The organism is Bifidobacterium sp. LH_413, assembly GCF_056357015.1.
This window is the reverse complement of the sequence record NZ_JBKEVK010000006.1, coordinates 1-20177: the sequence shown is the minus strand read 5'-3', so window position 1 is coordinate 20177 and position 20177 is coordinate 1. Positions and strand designations below refer to the sequence as shown.

The following is a 20177-nucleotide window of genomic DNA, read 5'->3' as shown; positions in this document are numbered from 1 at the left end:
GTCCGCCGTAGGTGGACTGAGGGAGAGACGGGGCGGCCGTAGGGCGCGGGGGAGATTGTATCGGCCGAGGTCGATTCTGTTTTCTGCGGCCTGCGGGCCGCGGTCTCTCCCCCACCCGGCTTCGCCGGGAGCCCCCTCGTCAGAGGGGGCCGGAAGGCTGCTTCGCCGAGAGTCCGGCCGCAATTGCGGACAGCCTTCGGCTGGCCTCACATCGGCTCGCCTGTTGGCTCGTACGTCGCCTGCAAACGCCCCCGGCGTTTGCTTCACGGCGATGTGCCGTCAGAGGGGGCCGGGGCACTGCATCGCCCGCGGGTAATGCGCTGATTTGCTGGTTTTGTGGGGAACACGCCGGCGGGTTTGGAAATATCTTATAGTGTAAGTAATTTATGGGGCAAAGATAAATGAATCGGTGGCGGTGCAGGTGGCACCCCCTCAGTCCGCTTCGCGGACAGCTCCCCCTCAAGGGGGAGCAGGGGCGGGGTGGCGATGTGCCCTCTTTGTGCGGTGGTGGTCTCTCCCTCCGGCGCTTCGCGCCACCTCCCTCGTCAGAGGGAGGCTGCAAGAGAGCGCGCCGGCCATGCCCCTCGTCAGAGGGAGGCAGGGTGCGCCGGGCGCCTCCCCATCAGAGGGAGGCGAGTGAACCGACTTTGCCACCCGCCTAATCGTCGGTCCGCCTTTTCGTATCGCTCGTCAGAGGGAGGCAGAGGGCACCGGGCCGGGCTACCGATCATGTTGTCAGTCAGATAAGGGGAATCAATGTTTCGTGTGATGAGATATCTATCCAAGGGGGAGGTCGGGCAGATGCTCGTCGCCCTCGTGACCATCGTGGGGCAGGTCTTCTTCGACCTGAAGCTGCCCGACTACATGTCCGACATCACTACGCTCGTCGAAACACCGGGCAGCGAGATGGCGGACATCTGGATCGCCGGCGGCAAGATGCTGCTCGTCTCGCTCGGCTCCGTGGCCTGCGCCGTCGTCACCGGCTTCATCGCCGCGCGCGTCGCCGCCAGCTTCGGCCAGCGTCTGCGCTCGCTCGAATTCGCGAAGGTCGAATCGTTCGGACCGGCGGAGATGAGCCGCTTCTCGACCGCGAGCCTCATCACCCGCTCCACCAACGACATCACGCAGATCCAGATGTTCATCACGATGGGCCTGCAGCTCATCGTCAAATCGCCGATCATGGCCGTGTGGGCCATCGCGAAGATCGCCGGCGACGGCTTCGAATGGACGCTCGCCACCGGCATCGCCGTGGTCGTCCTGCTCGTCGCGATCGTCGTCCTCATGGCGATGGTCATGCCGAAATTCAAGGCCATGCAGGCCCTCACCGACGACATCAACCTCGTCGCCCGCGAGAACCTCACCGGCCTGCGCGTGGTGCGCGCCTACAACGCCGAGGACTACCAGGAAGCCAAGTTCACCAAGGCGAACAAGAACCTCACCGACACGCAGCTGTTCACCAACCGTGCCATGGCCGTCATGATGCCGCTGATGAACACCGTGATGAACGGCCTCATGCTCGCCGTCTACTGGATCGGCGCCTACCTGATCGACGCCGCCGCCCTCACCGACAAGCTCACCGTGTTCTCCAACATGGTCGTCTTCTCCAGCTACTCCGTGCAGGTCATCATGAGCTTCCTCCTCATGAGCATGGTGTTCGTGCTCTGGCCGCGCGCCGACGTGTCCGCGCAGCGCGTCATGGAAGTCCTCGACACCGATCCGCTCGTCAAGGACGGCGCCGACACCGCCGCCGACGTGACCCGCCTCGGCCACGACGCGCACGGCACCGTCGAATTCCGCGACGTGAGCTTCACCTACCCGGATTCGCGTGAGCCGATCCTCGAACACGTCACGTTCACGGCGAAACAGGGCCAGACGGTCGCGTTCATCGGTTCCACCGGCTCCGGCAAGTCGTCGCTCATCAACCTCGTCCCGCGTTTCTACGACGTGTCCGCCGGGCAGGTGCTCGTCGACGGCGTCGACGTGCGCGACTGGAACGTGACCGACCTGCGTGACCGCATCGGCTACGTGCCGCAGAAATCCGTGCTGTTCAAGGGCACCGTCGCGAGCAACGTCGCGTACGGCGACGACACGCGCGTGGCGGCGGGCCGCGGCGAACCACCTTCCGGCGCTACGCGCCACCTCCCGCCAGCGGGAGGCAATGAGAGGCGGGACGTCATCGATATGACGCGGGTGCGGGAGGCGGCGGACGTGGCGCAGGCCACGGAATTCGTCTCGCGCATGGACGGCGGCTTCGACGCGGCCATCGCGCAGGGCGGTTCCAACGTGTCCGGCGGACAGAAGCAGCGACTCTCCATCGCGCGCGCCGTCTACCGCGATCCGGAAATCCTCATCTTCGACGACTCGTTCAGCGCGCTCGACTTCAAAACCGACCGTGAGGTGCGCGACGCGCTCGCCACCCACGCGAAGGGCGCGACCAAGCTGATCGTCGCGCAGCGCATCGGCACGATTATGAACGCGGACCGGATCGTCGTGCTCGACGACGGCAAGGTCGTGGGGCAGGGCACGCATAAGGAGCTGCTGCAGGACTGCGACGTGTACAGGCAGATCGCCGAATCCCAGCTCAGCCAGACCGAGCTGACGGCGTGATGGCAGGAGCGGCTGCGCGTGCAACCCCCTCAGTCGCGCAGAGCGCGACAGCTCCCCCTGACAGGGGGAGCGGGGAAGGGGATTGCGCCCCCTTTAGGGGGAGCTGGCCGGCCGGAGGACGGGCTGAGGGGGTGCGGCGACAGCCGCTTGATATGGCGGCATCGGCCTTCGGCCGATTCGATTTGCCCGCGGTCTGCCAGCCGCTCGGGTCTCTCCCTCCGTCCGCCTGCGGCGGACACCTCATCCGCAATTACGGACGGCTTTCGGCCGACCTCATATTGCTCGCCTATCGGCTCGCCTTCGCCTACAAACGCCTCCGGCGTTTGCCTGACGGCTCAGCCCGTCAGAGGGAGGCAAGATGACAGACTTTGTGAAAGGAATGGAATAATGCCAGGACCTATGGGACATGGCGGGCCGGGACGCGGCGCCGTCGAGAAACCGCAGAACTTCGGCGAGGTGATGGGCAAGCTCGTGCGGTATTGCAGGAGCTACATCCCCGTCATCATCATCGCGCTCGTGCTCGGCGCGACCGGAACGATCTTCCAGATCATCGGACCGGACAAACTCAAGGACATGACCAACGAGATCGTCAAGGGCCTGCCCGCGATGGTCCACGGCCGCCCGGTCATGGGAGCCGTCGACTTCGACGCGGTCTCGCGCATCGGCTTCACGCTCGTCGCGCTCTACGTCGGGTACGCGGTGCTGAGCTACGTGCAGAGCTGGCTGATGGCGAACGTCACCCAGCGCACCACCCAGCGACTGCGCGAATCCATCTCGCAGAAGATCAACAAGCTGCCGCTCAGCTACTTCGACAAAGTCAGCTACGGCGACGTGCTCAGCCGTATCACCAACGACGTCGACGCGATCGGACAGACGCTCGGCCAGTCGCTCGGCTCGCTCATCACGTCCGTCACGCTGTTCGTCGGCGCGCTCGTCATGATGTTCTACAACAACGTCATCATGACCTTGTGCGCAATCGGCGCGAGCCTCGTCGGACTGGTGCTGATGATGGCGATCATGAAGGCGTCGCAACGCTACTTCACCCGGCAGCAGGTCGCGCTCGGCCAGGTCAACGGCCACGTCGAGGAGATGTACTCCGGACACCTCATCGTCAAGGCGTACAACGGCGAAACCGCCGCGATCCGCGACTTCGAACGCTACAACGCGGACCTCTACGACTCCGGCTGGAAGTCGCAGTTCCTCTCCGGGCTGATGATGCCGCTCATGCAGTTCATCGGCAACTTCGGCTACGTCGTCGTGTGCGTCGTCGGCGCCGCGCTCGCGATGAACGGCGACATCGAATTCGGCGTCATCGTCGCGTTCATGATGTACATCCGACTGTTCACGCAACCACTCTCGCAATTCGCGCAGGCGTTCCAGAACCTGCAACGCTGCGCCGCCGCATCCGAGCGCGTGTTCGGCTTCCTCGAGGAGCCGGAGATGGCCGACGAAAGCGCGAAACCGGCGCTGCTCGGCGCTTGCGCCGACGCGCCGGTACGCGGCGACGTGACGTTCGACCACGTGCGCTTCGAATACGAACCCGGAAAGCCGATCATCAACGATTTCAGCGCCGACGTGAAAGCCGGACAGAAGGTCGCGATCGTCGGACCGACCGGCGCGGGCAAAACCACCATGGTCAACCTGCTCATGCGCTTCTACGACATCGCCGGAGGGCAGATCGCGATCGACGGCATCGACACGGCGAGCGTGCCGCGCTGGAACGTGCACGAACAGTTCTCGATGGTGCTGCAGGACACGTGGGTGTTCCACGGGACTGTGCGCGAGAACATCGCATACTCGAAGCCGGGCGTGACCGACGAGCAGATCCGTTCGGCGTGCCGCGCGGTGGGGCTCGACCACTACATCATGTCGCTGCCCGACGGGTACGACACGGTGCTCGACGAGAACACGTCGCTGTCCGCGGGGCAGAAGCAGCTCCTCACCATCGCGCGCGCGATGGTGCAGGACGCGCCGATCCTGATCCTGGACGAGGCGACCTCGTCCGTGGACACGCGCACCGAGGAGCTGATCCAGAAGGCCATGGACGCGCTCACCGTGGGGCGCACCTCGTTCGTGATCGCGCACCGGCTCTCGACGATCCGCGACGCCGACATGATCCTCGTGATGAACCACGGCGATGTGATCGAGCGCGGCACGCACGAGGAGCTGCTGGCGGCCGGCGGGTTCTACGCGGACCTGTACAACAGCCAGTTCGCGCCGGTGGCGTGAGGGGCGTGAGGCGAATCGCCTGACGGGGTGTCCGCTGGGGCGCGACGGCGGTCGGGGCGTCCTGTCGGGGTATCTCTTAGCGGTGTCTTTTGGGGTATCTCGGTTGGGAGGGGTGGTTTGGCGCTGCGACGGAGACCTATCTGCGTTACGAGGGGTGCCGGAGGCGGGCTGCACCGGGCATATGCGGCTCGATGACGGTGATATTTAGTCGTCGTTGGCGGTTGCGGTACCCCTCGTAGGCGAGAAATCATCGGGAGCGGGGGAGGATGTACCCCTTGTAAGCGAGAAAACCCCCGGAGCCCGGTTAAGGGCTTCGGGGGCTTTGTGGTCTCCCGTTGTGGTGGTCTCTCCCTCCGGCGCTGCGCGCCACCTCCCTCGTCAGAGGGAAGCGATGACTGGGATGACTTTCTGGCGGCAGCTTCCTCAGAGGGAGGCGATGGCTGGAATCAGGCGTAGATGTTGCGGGGGCGCATGTCCTCGGGGAGTCCTTCGAGCAGGGTCTGGACGGAATTCTCCTCGAAGACGGAGCGGATGCCGGCGGCCAGCAGCGGCGCGACGGACAGGACCGTCATGTTCGGCAGGCGCTTCTCCTCGGGGACCGGCACCGTGTCCATCAGGACGATCTCGCGCGCGCCGCACTGCGACAGGCGCTCGACGGCCGGGCCGGACAGCAGGCCGTGCGTCGCGACCAGCGTGACCGAGCGCGCGCCGGCGCCGCGCAGGGCGTGCACCGCCTCGCAGATCGTGCCGGCCGTGTCGATCATGTCATCGACGACCACGCAGTCGCGGTCGAGCACGTCGCCGATGATGCCGTGCGCGACGGCGTGGTTCGGACGGGTGATGTCGCGGGTCTTGTGGATGAAGGCGAGCGGCAGGTTGCCGAGCTTCGCCGCCCAACGCTCCGACACCTTGATGCGGCCCGCGTCCGGGGAGACGATCGTCGTGTTCTCGAGCGGCAGATGATTGCGCACGTAATCGATGAGCACCGGCGTGGCGGTCAGATGGTCGACCGGCGCGTTGAAGAAGCCCTGCTCCTGGGAGGCGTGCAGGTCGACCGTCATGATGCGGTCGGCGCCGGCCGTGCGGAACAGGTCGTAGACGAGGCGCGCGGTGATCGGCTCGCGGCCCTGATGCTTCTTGTCCTGACGGGAGTAGCCCATGAACGGCGCGACCACGGTGATCGTGCGGGCGGAGGCGCGCTTCAGGGCGTCGATCATGAGCAGCTGCTCCATGATCCACTTGTTGATGTCGCCGGAATGGCATTGCAACGCGAACACGTCCGCGCCGCGCACCGGCTCGGTGAACCGCACGTACATCTCGCCGTTCGCGAAATCGTAGGCGGTGGTCTCCAGCACTTGCGTGCCCAGACATGCGGCGACCTGATCGGCCAGTTCGGGGTAGGCGCGGCCGGTGACCACCGCCATACGCTTGTCCGGAGTGCCCTCGAGCAGCGACGTCATGTTTCTCGTACCCGTCCTTTTGTTCGTAGTGTCCTCGCACCGCGCGGCGCTTCCGCATGCGCGGTGAACCTCAGACAAGTGTACTAGGGGAGGGGAAGAAGGCGTGTGGGGGAAGGTGCGGGATGGGAAAGGTGCGGGGTGTGGGCTGTTGGCGGCTGTCGGCGGGAGACCCCCTCAGTCAGGCTGCCGCCTGACAGCTCCCCCCTGAAGGGGGCGCAGGATGGGGAGTCCGCTGTTTGCGCCCCCCTCAGGGGGAGCTGGCGACCGGAGGTCGTCTGAGGGGGTGCCCGTGCGGGGTGCCTGTGCGGAATGGCTTGCGCGGGGTGGTGGTTCGGGCGTGGGCGAGGGGCGTGGGCTGTCCCGCGGGGGCGTTATCTTGGGGAGGTTGCTTTGTTGGGGTCATAGGCGTGTCCGGCTTCTCGCCGCGCGCATGCGACCCGGATGATGCAGCACGCATACACACTCCTGCCACGGAAGGTCCGTGGCCACATAGTCCGAAGGAGGTGGGTGATGTCTGCGCATAAGTACGAACTGATGTTCATCGCCGATCCTGAGCTGAACGAGCGTGATCTCAAGAAGCTGACCGAGCAGTACCTCGAGCTGGTCACCAAGGAAGGCGGTTCCGTCGATGAGCCCGATTTCTGGGGCCGTCGCAAGCTCGCCTACGAGATCAACGGCAAGACCGAAGGCAACTACGTCGTGGTGACCTACACCGCCGAGCCCGCTACCAGCGATGAGCTCGACCGTGTCCTCAACCTCAACGAATCCGTGATCCGTACGAAGATCCTTCGTAAGGACGTCAAGTAAGCGTTTGAAGCGTCAACCGGCTCCCGCGGCGGAACACCGTCGCACGGGACGCCGGTGCGGAATACAGTCGAAGTAGGAATCTCGAAGTAGGAAGGCGGCAATCATGGCAGGCGAAACCACGATCACCATCGTCGGCAATCTCACCGCGGATCCGGAACTGCGCACCATCGGTTCCGGCGCGACCGTGGCGAGCTTCACCATCGCGTCGACGCCGCGCACGTACAACCGCCAGTCCGGCCAGTTCGAGGACGGACAGGCGCTGTTCATGCGTTGCTCCGCATGGCGTGACCTCGCCGACCACTGCGCACAGTCCCTGTCCAAGGGCATGCGCGTGATTGCGCAGGGTCGTCTCCAGCAGCGTTCCTATCAGGCACAGGACGGTTCCAACCGCACCGTCGTCGAGATGACGGTCGACGAGATTGGCCCGTCGCTGCGCTACGCCACCGCCCAAGTGACCCGTCAGTCGTCCGGTAACGGCGGCTTCGCGGGCCGCAACCAGGGCGGCAACGGCGCGGGCGGCTTCGGTGGAAGCAACGGCTACGGCCAGAACGCCGGCGGCTATGGCCGCGGTAACGGCGGCAATGGCGGCTACTCGGGTGGCAACGGCTACCAGGGCGGCGGTTCCAGCTTTGGCGGCGGCCAGTCCGGCGCGCCGGCGGGCGGACAGCAGCCGGCCGCGGACCCGTGGAGCAGCGGCTCGGATTCGGGCAACAGCTTCTCCACGTTCGGCGGCTCCTCCGATTTCGGCGGCGGCTCCGACGACGATCCGGAGTTCTGATCCGCGTTTCCGCGCTTTTGCGCTTCGGCGTTTCCGCGCCTTCACGCTTTCATGCCGCGTAGTACCTGACGCGTATGCAACGCGCAACGCGTAACTGCGACGAGCGAACACAACATCAACATCGTAAATAAGGAGAACATCATGTCCCGCAAGAGGCCGCAACCGCCGGTCAAGCCGTTCAAGAAGAAGCCGAACCCGCTGAAGGCGGCGAAGGTCACCGAGATCGATTACAAGGACGTCGCGCTGCTGCGCAAGTTCATCTCCGATCGCGGCAAGATCCGTTCCCGTCGTATCACCGGCGTGACCGTGCAGGAGCAGCGCAAGATCTCCAAGGCGATCAAGAACGCCCGCGAGATGGCCCTGCTGCCGTACGCCACTTCCGGCCGCTGAGTTCTAGGAGGCATCTGAAATGGCTGAAACCAAGGTTATTCTCACCCAGACCGTTGCGGACCTCGGTCACTCCGGTGACGTCGTCACCGTCAAGGCCGGCTACGCCCGCAACTACCTGCTCCCGCAGAAGCTCGCCTTCGCGTGGAACAAGGGCGCCGAGGCCCAGATCGTCGCCATGAAGCGCGCCCGTCTGGCCCAGGCCGTCGCCACCCGTGAAGACGCCGTCGCCGCCAAGGAGGCCATCGAGGGTTCCGCCGTCGAGATCGCCGCCAAGGTGTCCGAGTCCGGCAAGCTGTTCGGTGGCATCTCCAAGGAGGCCATCGCCATGGCGCTGCTCGACAAGGCCCCGGTCGACCCGAAGGCCATCACCGTCGAGACCATCAAGACCACCGGCGAATTCCCGGCCACGGTCCAGCTCCACCCGGAGATCTCCGCGAACTTCTTCGTGAAGGTCGTCGCCGAGTGACGATTCCGGCGGTGATTATTGCCGCCGGATTCCCATCAGACTGACGGATTGAAGTCTGAGCTTAAGCACTGAGAACCCCGTGCCGCGCGTGATTGTTGTTGTTCACGCGGGGCGCGGGGTTTTCGTATGCGGCGGGTGTTGCGGTTGTGTTGCGCCAAGGCTGGCGTGGTCCCGATGGTTCTGGCGGGTTCCGACGGTTTCCAAGGCGCGGCTTCGACCGCTCGGGTATGACTCCTGCCATTTATGTGATGATTATGTGAAGAGCGGTTTTCAAGGTGGGTTAGGCGAGGTGGATGAAGCGCACAGACGGCAAATCCGCGATTTTACAAACGTTGGAATTCTGGGCGACACGCCGAGAGTTGCGTCAGAATCAAACGGGAGTATATTTATCACTCGTTGCAAGGAACACTTCAACAACTAGCCAACGCCCCTGTAGCTCAGTTGGTTAGAGCAGCTGACTCTTAATCAGCGTGTCCAGGGTTCGAATCCCTGCGGGGGCACAGATAAGACCGGAATCGAAAGATTCCGGTCTTTTTGTATTTCCAACCACCTTCAGCTAAACTCCGCTGACAGCTCCCGCCGGCGGGACGTAGGGTTCAACCAGTTCAGCCCTCGGCGTATGCTTGGCTCGTTTGTTTGTCTCCCGCCTTTCGGGCGGCCGCATCATCAATCCAGACAAGAACAAGAAGAAAAGAAGAAGCAGTGGAATACTCCCTCTTTACCAAGCTGGCCGCCGAGTTCTTCGGCACCGCCATCCTGATGATCTTCGGCAACGGCTCCGTCGCCAACGTGGAGCTCAAGAACACGAAGGGCCACCACGCCGGCTGGCTCAACATCGCCATGGGCTACGGCTTCGGCGTCATGTTCCCGGTGCTCATGTTCGGCGCGGTCTCCGGCGCCCACATCAACCCGGCCATGACCCTCGCGCAGGCCATCAACGGCATGTTCCCGTGGAACGAGGTGCTGCCGTACATCATCGCGCAGCTGCTCGGCGCCGCGCTCGGCCAGTTCATCGTGTACCTCACGTACTACCCGCACTACAAGGACACCGATGACGCCGAGGCCATCCTCGCCACCTTCTGCACCACCGACGCGGACAACAAGAAGCTCAACTACTTCCTCAACGAGATGTTCGGCACGCTCGTGCTCGTCTTCGGCGCGCTGTGCTGCCTGATGGACCCGTGGGGCGAGAAGGATCCGGCCGCCGCCGCGATCGTCGTCGGCTTCATCGTGTGGGGCCTCGTCACCTCCATGGGCGGCCCGACCGGCCCTGGCCTGAACCCGGCCCGCGACCTCATGCCGCGCGTCCTGCACGCCATCCTGCCGATTCCGTCCAAGGGCACGTCCCGTTGGAACGAGGCGTGGATTCCGGTCGTCGCCCCGATCGTGGGCGCAATCGTCGGCGCCTGGCTGTTCAAGGCGTTCTTCGCGTGATTGCGTGATTGCGTAGCGAATACGCATAGCGAATATGAAACCGGCCCGTCGGCTCCCGCGTATTGCGGGGCGACGGGCCGGTTTCGTTATGGTGGGGAATCAGTGCTCGAGGAAGATCTGGGGGGCCTTGGCGAAGTTGTTGGCGCAGTGCTCGCCGCAGAAGTAGTAGGTCTTGCCCTCGTACTCGCGGGTGATTGCGTCCGCGTTCACCGCGACCGTCATGCCGCACACCGGATCGGTGGCGGTCTCGCCCTCGGTGGGGGCGGCGTGGTGCATGGCCATGTGGTCGTGGTGCATGTGGTTCATTTCCATGGTGTTCTCCTTGGTTGTGATTGATGGGGAAGTGCTGGTGGTTTCGGTGTCGGCGGCCCCCCTCAGTCCGGCTTCGCCGGACAGCTCCTCCTGGGAGGGGGCGCAGGAAGAGGAGGTGCCGGTGGTGAGGGAGGTGCGTTCGTCGATGATGACGCGGGGACCGGTGCCGGTTGCGCTGGCGGCGGACACCCCCTCAGTCGGCTTCGCCGACAGCTCCCCCTCGTAGGGGGAGCCGGAAGAAAATGCCGACGGCTGGATGGGGGAGGCCGACGGCTCTCCTGCTCGGGAAGCGTCGGTGGCGGAGGCGGTGCGTGCTTTCTCGGAGGACTTCGCCGCCGACGGCTCCGTTCGGGAGGTTGCGGCGCGGGGCTCCTTGAGGGCCGTGTCGCTGAGGGTGATGCGGTTGAGGCGGTTGGCGTTGAGGACCAGGCAGACGGAGCTCAGGGCCATCGCGAGGCCGGCGATCATCGGGCTCAGTAGCCAGCCGGTGAACGGGTAGAGCACGCCCGCCGCGATCGGGATGCCAATCACGTTGTAGCCAAACGCCCACCCGAGGTTCTGCCGGATGTTGCGCATCGTCGCCTGCGACAGGTTGATTGTGCGAATCACGCCGCGCAGGTCGCCGCTCATCAGCGTCACGTCCGCGGACTGCATCGCCACGTCCGTGCCGGTGCCGATCGCGAATCCCAGATCCGCCTGCGTGAGCGCGGGCGCGTCGTTGATGCCGTCGCCGACCATCGCGATCAGCCCCTCATGCGGCTCGTGCTGCAATCGTTCGATCCAATATGCCTTCCCATCGGGCCTGACCTGCGCGATCACCGTGTCGATGCCGACCTCGCACGCGATGCCGGCCGCCACCTCGGCCTTGTCGCCGGACAGCATGACCGTGCGGATGCCGGCCGTGCGCAACGCGGCCACCGCCTCCTTCGACCCGGGCTTGACCGTGTCGCGCTCGTAGCTCGGCCGGCTCCAATCCGCGGAATCCGCGTCGGCCACACCGCGCGTGATCGTGCCGGTCTTGTCGAACACGACCGTGCCGATCTCGCGTGCCCGTTCCAGCGCTTTCGCGCTGGTCACGAGCACGCCGTTCGTCGCGCCCACGCCGGTCGCCGCCGTGACCGACAGCGGCGTGGCGAGTCCCAGCGCGCACGGGCATGCGATGATGAGCACGCTCACCGCCGTGACCAGCGCGTGCGCGAGCTTCGGGTCCGGGCCGAGCGCCAGCCAGATCGCGAACGTCCACACGGCGATGATGAACACCGCCGGCACGAACACGCGGGCGATGCGGTCGGCGAGACGCTGCACCGGGGCCTTCGTCGCCTGGGCGCGCGCCACCATCGCGACGATCTGCGAGAGCACGGTGTCGCCGCCCGTCTGTGTGACACGCATGAGCAGATTGCCGCGCAGCACCACGGTCGCGCCGGTGAGCGTGGACGAGCGGGCGGGAGCGGAACCCTCGGAAGTCGCGGCATCGCCATCTCCGTCGGCGAATGTGTATGGTTCGGAGGGTGTTGTGTGGGGTTCGGCGTCGAATGTGTATGGTTCGGCACCCAACGTGCAGGAATCCGGACCGGACGTGTAGTCGTTTTCGGCGAACGTGCGGGGTGTGGTCGTGAAGACCGGGGTTTTGCGCACCGGACGGGACTCGCCGGTGATCATCGACTCGTCCACCTCGGCCTCGCCGGCGACGACCACACCATCGGCCGGGATGCGTTCTCCTGCCTTGATTACGAGCAGGTCGCCGGGTTCCACCTCGTCGATGTCGACGTCATGGAACGCGCTCGGATTGAGCCAGCGTTCGCCTGCCTGAGAAGAGGTCTTCACGACCGGGGCGTGCAGGTTCGCATCAGAATGCTGCACGTTACCCTCGGAATCATGCACATCGCCGTCCGAACCATGCACGACACCCCCGGAACCATGCACATTCGCCCCGGGCGCGGGCTGCCCGGCTCCCGATGCCTGCGCGGCGGCCTCCTCGATTCCCTCGGGGACCCCATCGAGCCGGTGTGCGACCCGCGGGCGGAGCTTGATGAGGCTCTGCACCGCCTTGCCGGTGCCCTCGCGCGCCTTCGTCTCCAGCAGGCGGCCGACGAGCACGAGCGTGATGACCACGCCCACCGATTCGAAATACGGTTCGCGCGAGCCCTCAGGCAGCAGCCACGGCGCGATGCACACGAGCAGGCTGTACAGGTAGGCGGCGCCCGTGCCCAGCGAGACAAGCGAGTTCATGTCCGGTGCGCGGTGACGCAGCGCGGGGAAACCGACCTGATGGATCGGCGCGCCGCAGTAGAACATGACCGGCGTGATGAGGATCGCCTGCCACCACGGGTTCGTGAGCCAGTCCGGCAGCAGCATGTGGTTCGCCATGTGGATCATCATCACCGCGAACGCGGGGAGCGTCAGCACCGTGCCGATCGCGACCAGACGGGTGAGGTTGCGGATTTCGGTACGCCGTTCCTCGGCTTCGCGCGCCTCGTTCGCCGCGTAGTCGGCCGAGGCCGCGGCCACGCCCGCTCCAGCTCCCGCTGCGCCCGTCGCGCCCGCTCCGGCTCCGGCGGTTTCCGTCGATGCCGTCGCCGTCGAGCCTTCCCCGTCGCCTTGGACACGCAGCAGCCCGTGCACCATGTTCATGCCGCAGGCGAACGGGTAATCGCCGGCCGGCAGCGCGGGCAGCTTCACTTCGGTGGCCGTGTTGCCCGGCAGCATCGCGTCGAGCCCCAGGTCGCCGAACACCACGTGCGAGGTGCATTCGCCGGTCTCTTGCCGGTCGAAGTTCAGGGTGATCGGCACACCGGCGCGCATCGTCACCACGTCAGGGGAGTAGCCGCCCTTCACGGTGATGGTGGCGCGCTGGACGCCCTCGTGCAGCTCGCCGGCCACGCCCTTGCGCTCGCCGAAGAAGAACCGCAGGATGAGCCACGTCGCAAGCGCCGCGACGACCAGTGCGGCGACGCACGTGAAGATGTTCAGTTCCATGTCCGCTCCTCGTTCTCGTCTCAGTCCATCGTATACCGCATCACAGTGTATACCCAATACCCCTATGGAGTATATACTGGATGATGTTTTCCGGACGGCGAAAGGAGACTGGCGATGCACGGCTACGGCGATGACAAGACGAAGGTGTTGGCGCGGTTGAAGCGCATCGAAGGCCAGGTGCGCGCCATCGAGCAGATGGTGGACGACGACCGGTACTGCATCGACGTGCTCACGCAGATCTCCGCCGCGAATTCGGCGCTCAAATCGGTGGCCCTGCTGCTGCTCGACGACCATCTCAACCATTGCGTGCGTCAGGCGTCGGCCGAAGGCGGCGACGTGGCCGACGAGAAGCTCGCCGAGGCGTCCGCCGCCATCGCCCGCCTCGTGCGGTCGTGACGAGGGCGCGCCGTACCCTATGGGATATGAGTGATTCAGGATTCCGCGCCACCGGCCCCGCCGACCTGCATAACGAGCCCATCGACTTCGCCGCGCTCGACCCGCGCGAGCAGCTCCGCGCCCTGCTGCGCGAGCGCGTCGCAGGCAAGCCGTTCTCCGAGCTGTACGCGGTGACGCTCGACCATCACGGTGCGGCCGTGATGGGCCACGTCCTGCTCGACACGTTGGAGGACGCCGGCTATTCCGTCGACGATTACGATGCGGTCGGCGCGCTCACCGCCGCTTCCGTGCCGCTTGTCGGATCGATGATCCAGGCCGCCGCCTCCCGCGGCGAGAACCTCGACGGATTCGTCATGGACTTCGTGTTCCCGTCGATTAAGGGACCGTCGATCAAGGGCAAGCGCGTGCTGCTGCTCGATGCGTGGCTGTCCGAGAAATCCTACGTGCAGACGAGTTCGCTCGTCACGCTGCGCAACGGCAACGAGCTGAGCCTCGACTTCTCGATCGTCGAGCACGAGGGCGCGAGCGTCGTGGCCGTCGCCTCGCTGGTCGGCGGCGTCGGCAAGGGCGCGGACGAGCATGAGATCACCGTCATCAGCCCGGTCGACGGTGCGCGGCACGAGGTGCCGTTCATCCAGGTGTTCCACGAGTCCGATCTGGCGGAGTAGGTCGGTAGCGGAGCCCACCCTCAGTCACCTTCGGTGACAGCTCCTACGCGATTGCGGACAGCCTTCGGCTGGCATGATGTCGGCTCACTGTCGTTCGCCTTCGCCTACAAACGCCTCTGGCGTTTGCTTGACGGCTCAGCCTCAAGGGGGCGCAAGATGTATGGAAAGGTGATATGCATCCTCGTAATCCTATTGATGTCGAAGGCGAGCGGTCCGGGGAACCGGTGTTCCGCGAGGTGGGTGTCGGGCCGTGGGCCGAGGCGCATCCCGGCGAGCCGCGGCCGGACGATCCGGCGTCGCCGCTGTACGCCGACCGCCTCCTCTATGACCCGAAACTGCTCGACCAGGGCGATCGGCGCAACGTGCTCGACCGCTACCGGTACTGGACGGTCGCCGCGATCAAGGCAGACCTGGACGCGCACGGACGCCACGATTTCGAGGTCGCCATCGAGAACTGGACGCACGACTTCAACATCGGCTCGATGGTGCGCACCGCCAACGCGTTCCAGGCGCGACGCGTGCACATCGTCGGACCGCACAAGTGGAACCGCAACGGCGCGCTGATGACCGAGCTGTACCAGCACATGGAGCATCACGCGTCGATCGCGGCGATGGTGCGCTGCTGGCGCATGCGCATCGCCGGCGAAATCGCGGCCGAGCGGTCGCGCGCCGCGGCGGCCGCGTTCCACGCGCACGAGGCCGCCGCACGCGCGACGGCCGCCGTGCGCGGCGCGGCCGGTAGCGTCGCGACGGGCGCTGCGGCGTCGCGCGCGGGCGGCGACGTGCGCGCCGCGCAGGCGCCGTTCCTCGCGGAACTGGACGCCGCCGAGGCGCGCATCCGCGAGCTGGAGGCGGCGCGCGTCGTCGCGATGGACATCGTGCCCGGCGCCGTGCCGATGGAGCGGTACGCGTTCCCGAAACGCTGCCTGCTGCTGTTCGGCGCGGAAGGTCCGGGACTGACCGAGACGGCGCTCGACCTCGCCGACGACGTCGTGTACATCTCGCAGTTCGGTTCGGTGCGTTCGATTAACGCGGGCGCGGCGGCGGCCGTCGCCATGCACAGCTGGATCGCGCAGCACGCGGCGATCCGGTGACGGGCGATGGTGACGCGGCAATCCGGCGGTCGCGGTGCGGCGGCCGCCGGGATGCGATGACGCGATGATGCGGTAACGCGATGATGCGATGACGCGATGATGCGGTAACGCGATGGTGCGATGACACGGTGATTCGGGGCGGGCGGTACATCCGTTCCGCGTGTCACAAATTGCTCGTATAGTTAGGCGCATGCCTACATTCACACGCGAAGAAATCGTGCATTTGGGCGATCTGGCCCGAATCGCGCTCACCGATGAGGAGATCACCCGTCTGCAGGGCGAGCTGAACGTCATCGCCGATTCCATCAACAAGGTCCAGGAGGTCGCCTCCGACGACGTCGAACCGACCGCCAACCCGGTCCCGCTCGAGGCGTACCTGCGCCCGGACGTGCCGGTCACGCCGCTGACGCAGGCCGAGGCGCTCGCCGGCGGCCCGAAGACCGAGGCCGGCATGTTCGTCGCGCCGCGCATCCTGGGAAGCGAGGAGTGAGCCGATATGACCGAAGCAACCAACGAACTCGTCAAGCTGTCCGCCGCCGAGATGGGCGCGGCCATCAAGAAGGGCGACGTCTCCAGCCGTGAACTGGTCGACGCGCACCTCGCCGTGATTGAGGCCGCCGAGCCGAGCATCAAGGCGTTCCTCAAGGTCTCCGCCGACGTGGCCCGCGAGCAGGCCGACGCCTTCGACGCGAAGTCCGCGGACGAGAAGGCCGCCCTGCCGCAGCTGGCCGGCGTGCCGATCGCCATCAAGGACATGATCGTCACCAAGGGCATCGAGACGACCGCCGCCTCGAAGATCCTCGAAGGCTGGATTCCGCCGTACGACGCGACCGTGATCGAGAAGCTCAAGGCCGCCGGCATGCCGATCCTCGGCAAGACCAACCTGGACGAGTTCGCGCAGGGCTCCTCCACCGAGCACTCCGCCTACCAGACCACCCACAACCCGTGGGATACCGACCGCGTCCCCGGCGGCTCCGGCGGTGGTTCCGCCTCCGCGGTGGCCGCGTTCGAGGCCCCGCTCGCCCTCGGCACCGACACCGGCGGTTCCATCCGCCAGCCGGGCGCACTGACCGGCACCGTCGGCGTGAAGCCGACCTACGGCGGCGTCTCCCGCTTCGGCGCGATCGCCATGGCCTCCTCGCTCGACCAGATCGGCCCGGTCTCCCGCACCGTGCTCGACTCCGCGCTCCTGCAGGAGATCATCGGCGGCAACGACCGCCGCGATTCCACCTCCATCCCGGAAGGCCCGCGTCCGATGGTCGCCGCCGCGCGCGAAGGCGCGAAGCGCGACCTCGAGGGCGTGAAGGTCGGCCTCATCAAGGAGCTCAGCGGCGACGGCTTCCAGGCCGGCGTCTCGGCTCGCTTCAACGAGGCCGTCGACAAGCTCAAGGAGATGGGCGCCGAGGTCGTCGAGGTCTCCTGCCCGCGCCTCGAATACGCGCTCGGCGCGTACTACATCATCATGCCGTCCGAGGTCAGCTCCAACCTGGCCCGCTACGACGGCATGCGCTACGGCCTGCGCGTGATGCCGCCGGCCGGCGTGCCGCAGACCGCCGCCAACATGATGGCCTACACGCGTGAGGCTGGCTTCGGCGACGAGGTCAAGCGCCGCATCATCCTCGGCACCTACGCGCTGTCCGCCGGCTACTACGACGCCTGGTACGGCTCCGCGCAGAAGGTGCGCACGCTCATCATCGAGGACTTCAAGAAGGCGTTCGAGCAGGTCGACGTGCTCGTCTGCCCGACCAGCCCGACCACCGCGTTCAAGCTCGGCGAGAAGACGTCCGACCCGCTGGCCATGTACATGAACGACATCGCGACCATCCCGGCGAACCTCGCCGGCGTGCCCGCCATGTCGATTCCGGCCGGCCTGTCCGATGACGGCCTGCCGGTCGGCTTCCAGTTCATCGCGCCGCAGCAGCGTGACGAGGTCATGTACAAGCCTGCCGCCGCGCTCGAAGCCGCGCTCGAGGAGGACTGGAACGGTCCGATCTGGAAGGACCTCAAGGCCCCGTGGCTCGACGGTCTCGCCAAGTGAGTGACATCGGAAGGATTACAAGGACAACATCATGGCTGAAAAACTGATGAAGTACGCCGATGCCACCAAGAAGTACGATGTGGTGTTCGGCCTGGAGACGCACGTCGAGCTGTGCACCAAGACCAAGCTGTTCTGCCCGGCCGAAGTGAGCTTCGGCGGCGAGCCGAACACCCAGCTCACCCCGGTGAGCCTCGGCCTGCCCGGCTCGCTGCCGGTCGTCAACAAGACGGCCGTCGACTACGCGATCAAGCTGGGTCTCGCCCTGCACTGCGAGATCGCCGAGTGGAGCCAGTTCGCCCGCAAGAACTACTTCTACCCGGACATGCCGCGCGACTACCAGATCTCCCAGTACGACAAGCCGACCAACGGCAACGGCTACCTGGACGTCGAGCTGGAGGACGGCACCGTCTTCCGCGTGCCGATCGAGCGCGCCCACATCGAGGACGACGCCGGCAAGAACACCCACGTGGGTGGCGCCGACGGCCGCATCGAGGGCGCCGACCACTCGCTGGTCGACTACAACCGCGCCGGCGTGCCGCTCATCGAGATCGTGACCAAGCCGATCGAGGGCGCGGGCGACCGCGCTCCGGAGATCGCCGGCGCGTACATGCGCGCCATCCGCGACATCATGCGCGCGCTGGGCATCTCCCACGCCCGCATGGAGCAGGGCAACATGCGCGCCGACGTGAACGTGTCGCTGCGCCCGTCCCCGGACGCCCCGTACGGCACCCGTTCCGAGACCAAGAACGTGAACTCGTTCCGCGGCATCGAGAAGACCCTCCAGTACGAGATCCGCCGTCAGGCCGCACGCCTCGACGAAGGCAAGGAGATTCTGCAGGAGACCCGCCACTGGGACGAGGCCACGCAGACCACCGCGGGCGGCCGTCTCAAGTCCGACGCGGACGACTACCGCTACTTCCCGGATCCGGATCTGGTCATGCTCCACATCACCAAGGAGCACATCGCCGAGATGGAGGCGCAGATGCCGGAGATGCCGCGCGAGCGCCGCAACCGTCTTAAGGCCGAATGGGGCCTGACCGACCTGCAGCTGCGCGACATCCTCAACGCTGACGCCCTCGACCTGATCGAGGAGACCGTCAAGGCCGGCGCGACCGCCGGCGGCGCGCGCAAGTGGTGGCTCGGCGAGCTCTCCCGCGAAGCCAACGCGAAGGGCGTCTCGCTCGAGGAGCTGCCCGTCACCCCGGCCGACGTGGCCGAGGTCGAGAAGCTCATCGCCGACGGCAAGCTCAACGACAAGCTCGCCAAGCAGACCATCGCCGGCGTGCTCGCCGGTGAAGGCACGCCGGACGAGGTCGTCAAGAAGCACGGCTACAAGATCGTCGAGGACTCCGGCGCCATCGAGGCGGCGGTCGACGCGGCGTTCGAAGCCAACCCGGACGTCGTCGAGAAGCTCAAGAGCGGCAACATGAAGCCGATGGGTGTGATCATCGGCGCCGTGATGAAGGCGACGCGCGGCCAGGCCGACGCGAAGGCCGTCACCAAGATCGTCATGGGCAAGATCAAGGGCTGATTGGCTGATTCGCTGATTAGCTGACTGGCCGATTCGTCGCAGACGGACCGAAAGGCCGAGCGGGAAACCGCTCGGCCTTTTTCGTATGTGCGTGGGGCGTCGTCGTTTTGGGCCCCCTCTGTGGAGGGGGCTCCCGGCGTGAGCCGGATGGGGGAGAGCGCTCCCCCTTGTGAGGGGGAGCTGGCGGCCGCAGGCCGACTGAGGGGGTTGTCGGGTTGTTTGTGGTCGGTTTTTCGACACGCCGGTGGAGGCTAGTGTTTGCAGGGGTTTTGGGGGTTGTTTTGTGGTGTGGGTTTGCGGTGTTGGTCGGTGTGGTGTAGGTTATTCATTCGCTGCCGCTGAGCGGTCGGGGTTCCTTCCTGTTGGTTGGTTTCCGGGTTGCTTGGCGTGTGTGGTGGTTTGAGAACTCAAGAGTGTGTTGTACTACTTACTTCTTTATAGTCAATGATTGCCAGTCCGATTCCCGCTTCGGTTTTCCGGAGTACCCGAGGGGGTTTGATGGGGGTCGGGGTTTTTGTGCGAACCTCTTTCCTTATTAGAGGTTCCGTCTTTTTTCTTTTTTGAGAGTCATCTTTCGATGTCTTTCTGCAATGTTTTTTTTGTGGAGGGTTCGATTCTGGCTCAGGATGAACGCTGGCGGCGTGCTTAACACATGCAAGTCGAACGGGATCCTGGCAGCTTGCTGTCGGGTGAGAGTGGCGAACGGGTGAGTAATGCGTGACCGACCTGCCCCGTACTCCGGAATAGCTCCTGGAAACGGGTGGTAATGCCGGATGTTCCAATATGCTGCATGGTGTGTTGGGAAAGGGTCTTACCGGTACGGGATGGGGTCGCGTCCTATCAGCTTGACGGTGGGGTGATGGCCTACCGTGGCTTCGACGGGTAGCCGGCCTGAGAGGGCGACCGGCCACATTGGGACTGAGATACGGCCCAGACTCCTACGGGAGGCAGCAGTGGGGAATATTGCACAATGGGCGCAAGCCTGATGCAG

The 20177-nt window shown here is 65.6% G+C and carries 15 protein-coding genes, 1 tRNA gene and 1 rRNA gene; 15 read left to right on the top strand and 2 right to left on the bottom strand.

Annotated elements, in window-relative coordinates; genetic code table 11:
- Nucleotides 1-756: 756 nt before the first annotated feature.
- Both AC1AYN_RS08930 and AC1AYN_RS08925 read left to right on the top strand, forming a co-directional pair.
- On the top strand, nucleotides 757-2607 hold the full coding sequence (locus tag AC1AYN_RS08930; protein WP_476532976.1) for an ABC transporter ATP-binding protein: 1851 nt from the start codon (nucleotides 757-759) through the stop codon (nucleotides 2605-2607).
- A gap of 387 nt (nucleotides 2608-2994) precedes the next feature.
- Entirely contained in the window at nucleotides 2995-4836 is a 1842-nt protein-coding gene (locus AC1AYN_RS08925) for an ABC transporter ATP-binding protein (protein ID WP_476532975.1), read from the top strand.
- A gap of 446 nt (nucleotides 4837-5282) precedes the next feature.
- On the opposite strand, the gene AC1AYN_RS08920 is transcribed toward AC1AYN_RS08925, so the two are convergent.
- Nucleotides 5283-6296, bottom strand: a complete 1014-nt coding sequence (locus tag AC1AYN_RS08920) for a ribose-phosphate diphosphokinase (RefSeq protein WP_476532974.1) — start codon at nucleotides 6294-6296, stop codon at nucleotides 5283-5285.
- Between the two features lie 510 nt (nucleotides 6297-6806).
- Here AC1AYN_RS08920 and rpsF point away from each other — a divergent pair.
- The 6 genes from rpsF (at nucleotide 6807) to AC1AYN_RS08890 (ending at nucleotide 10171) form a co-directional block, all read left to right on the top strand.
- On the top strand, nucleotides 6807-7103 hold the full coding sequence (gene rpsF / locus AC1AYN_RS08915; protein ID WP_101622285.1) for a 30S ribosomal protein S6: 297 nt from the start codon (nucleotides 6807-6809) through the stop codon (nucleotides 7101-7103).
- A gap of 103 nt (nucleotides 7104-7206) precedes the next feature.
- Nucleotides 7207-7881, top strand: a complete 675-nt coding sequence (locus AC1AYN_RS08910) for a single-stranded DNA-binding protein (protein ID WP_476532973.1) — start codon at nucleotides 7207-7209, stop codon at nucleotides 7879-7881.
- 141 nt (nucleotides 7882-8022) lie between these two features.
- Entirely contained in the window at nucleotides 8023-8271 is a 249-nt protein-coding gene (gene rpsR / locus AC1AYN_RS08905) for a 30S ribosomal protein S18 (RefSeq protein ID WP_034528805.1), read from the top strand.
- Nucleotides 8272-8290: 19 nt separating this feature from the next.
- Nucleotides 8291-8737 (top strand): 50S ribosomal protein L9, encoded by a 447-nt coding sequence (gene rplI, locus AC1AYN_RS08900; RefSeq protein WP_476532972.1) that lies wholly within the window; start codon nucleotides 8291-8293, stop codon nucleotides 8735-8737.
- Between the two features lie 426 nt (nucleotides 8738-9163).
- Nucleotides 9164-9237: transfer RNA gene (locus tag AC1AYN_RS08895), tRNA-Lys, on the top strand.
- A 202-nt stretch (nucleotides 9238-9439) separates the two neighbouring features.
- Nucleotides 9440-10171, top strand: coding sequence for an MIP/aquaporin family protein (locus tag AC1AYN_RS08890; RefSeq protein ID WP_476532971.1), 732 nt, complete (start codon nucleotides 9440-9442; stop codon nucleotides 10169-10171).
- Nucleotides 10172-10270: 99 nt separating this feature from the next.
- On the opposite strand, the gene AC1AYN_RS08885 is transcribed toward AC1AYN_RS08890, so the two are convergent.
- Entirely contained in the window at nucleotides 10271-13459 is a 3189-nt protein-coding gene (locus AC1AYN_RS08885) for an HAD-IC family P-type ATPase (protein WP_476532970.1), read from the bottom strand.
- Nucleotides 13460-13573: 114 nt separating this feature from the next.
- On the opposite strand from AC1AYN_RS08885, the gene AC1AYN_RS08880 reads away from it, so the two are divergent.
- The 7 genes from AC1AYN_RS08880 to AC1AYN_RS08850 form a co-directional block, all read left to right on the top strand.
- Complete coding sequence (locus AC1AYN_RS08880) at nucleotides 13574-13855, top strand: metal-sensitive transcriptional regulator (protein ID WP_476532969.1); 282 nt, start codon at nucleotides 13574-13576, stop codon at nucleotides 13853-13855.
- Between the two features lie 26 nt (nucleotides 13856-13881).
- The gene (locus tag AC1AYN_RS08875; RefSeq protein ID WP_101622279.1) at nucleotides 13882-14523 is read left to right on the top strand and encodes an orotate phosphoribosyltransferase; all 642 of its coding nucleotides are present in this window, start codon (nucleotides 13882-13884) and stop codon (nucleotides 14521-14523) included.
- A 173-nt stretch (nucleotides 14524-14696) separates the two neighbouring features.
- Nucleotides 14697-15617, top strand: a complete 921-nt coding sequence (locus AC1AYN_RS08870; RefSeq protein ID WP_476532968.1) for a TrmH family RNA methyltransferase — start codon at nucleotides 14697-14699, stop codon at nucleotides 15615-15617.
- A 190-nt stretch (nucleotides 15618-15807) separates the two neighbouring features.
- Nucleotides 15808-16107, top strand: a complete 300-nt coding sequence (gatC, locus tag AC1AYN_RS08865) for an Asp-tRNA(Asn)/Glu-tRNA(Gln) amidotransferase subunit GatC (protein WP_101622276.1) — start codon at nucleotides 15808-15810, stop codon at nucleotides 16105-16107.
- A 6-nt stretch (nucleotides 16108-16113) separates the two neighbouring features.
- The gene (gatA, locus tag AC1AYN_RS08860; RefSeq protein ID WP_476532967.1) at nucleotides 16114-17655 is read left to right on the top strand and encodes an Asp-tRNA(Asn)/Glu-tRNA(Gln) amidotransferase subunit GatA; all 1542 of its coding nucleotides are present in this window, start codon (nucleotides 16114-16116) and stop codon (nucleotides 17653-17655) included.
- Nucleotides 17656-17686: 31 nt separating this feature from the next.
- On the top strand, nucleotides 17687-19186 hold the full coding sequence (gene gatB, locus AC1AYN_RS08855) for an Asp-tRNA(Asn)/Glu-tRNA(Gln) amidotransferase subunit GatB (protein ID WP_476532966.1): 1500 nt from the start codon (nucleotides 17687-17689) through the stop codon (nucleotides 19184-19186).
- Nucleotides 19187-19784: 598 nt separating this feature from the next.
- A 16S ribosomal RNA gene (locus tag AC1AYN_RS08850) occupies nucleotides 19785-20177 on the top strand; the annotation flags it as partial.

Excerpts from the sequence above, each read along its gene's own strand:
- gatC (WP_101622276.1), top strand. The coding sequence starts at position 15,808 with ATGCCTACATTCACACGCGAAGAAATCGTGCATTTGGGCGATCTGGCC.
- AC1AYN_RS08885 (WP_476532970.1), bottom strand. The coding sequence starts at position 13,459 with ATGGAACTGAACATCTTCACGTGCGTCGCCGCACTGGTCGTCGCGGCG.
- gatA (WP_476532967.1), top strand. The coding sequence starts at position 16,114 with ATGACCGAAGCAACCAACGAACTCGTCAAGCTGTCCGCCGCCGAGATG.
- AC1AYN_RS08910 (WP_476532973.1), top strand. The coding sequence starts at position 7,207 with ATGGCAGGCGAAACCACGATCACCATCGTCGGCAATCTCACCGCGGAT.
- AC1AYN_RS08870 (WP_476532968.1), top strand. The coding sequence starts at position 14,697 with ATGCATCCTCGTAATCCTATTGATGTCGAAGGCGAGCGGTCCGGGGAA.
- AC1AYN_RS08920 (WP_476532974.1), bottom strand. The coding sequence starts at position 6,296 with ATGACGTCGCTGCTCGAGGGCACTCCGGACAAGCGTATGGCGGTGGTC.
- AC1AYN_RS08925 (WP_476532975.1), top strand. The coding sequence starts at position 2,995 with ATGCCAGGACCTATGGGACATGGCGGGCCGGGACGCGGCGCCGTCGAG.
- AC1AYN_RS08930 (WP_476532976.1), top strand. The coding sequence starts at position 757 with ATGTTTCGTGTGATGAGATATCTATCCAAGGGGGAGGTCGGGCAGATG.
- AC1AYN_RS08875 (WP_101622279.1), top strand. The coding sequence starts at position 13,882 with ATGAGTGATTCAGGATTCCGCGCCACCGGCCCCGCCGACCTGCATAAC.
- rplI (WP_476532972.1), top strand. The coding sequence starts at position 8,291 with ATGGCTGAAACCAAGGTTATTCTCACCCAGACCGTTGCGGACCTCGGT.
- AC1AYN_RS08880 (WP_476532969.1), top strand. The coding sequence starts at position 13,574 with ATGCACGGCTACGGCGATGACAAGACGAAGGTGTTGGCGCGGTTGAAG.
- gatB (WP_476532966.1), top strand. The coding sequence starts at position 17,687 with ATGGCTGAAAAACTGATGAAGTACGCCGATGCCACCAAGAAGTACGAT.
- rpsR (WP_034528805.1), top strand. The coding sequence starts at position 8,023 with ATGTCCCGCAAGAGGCCGCAACCGCCGGTCAAGCCGTTCAAGAAGAAG.
- rpsF (WP_101622285.1), top strand. The coding sequence starts at position 6,807 with ATGTCTGCGCATAAGTACGAACTGATGTTCATCGCCGATCCTGAGCTG.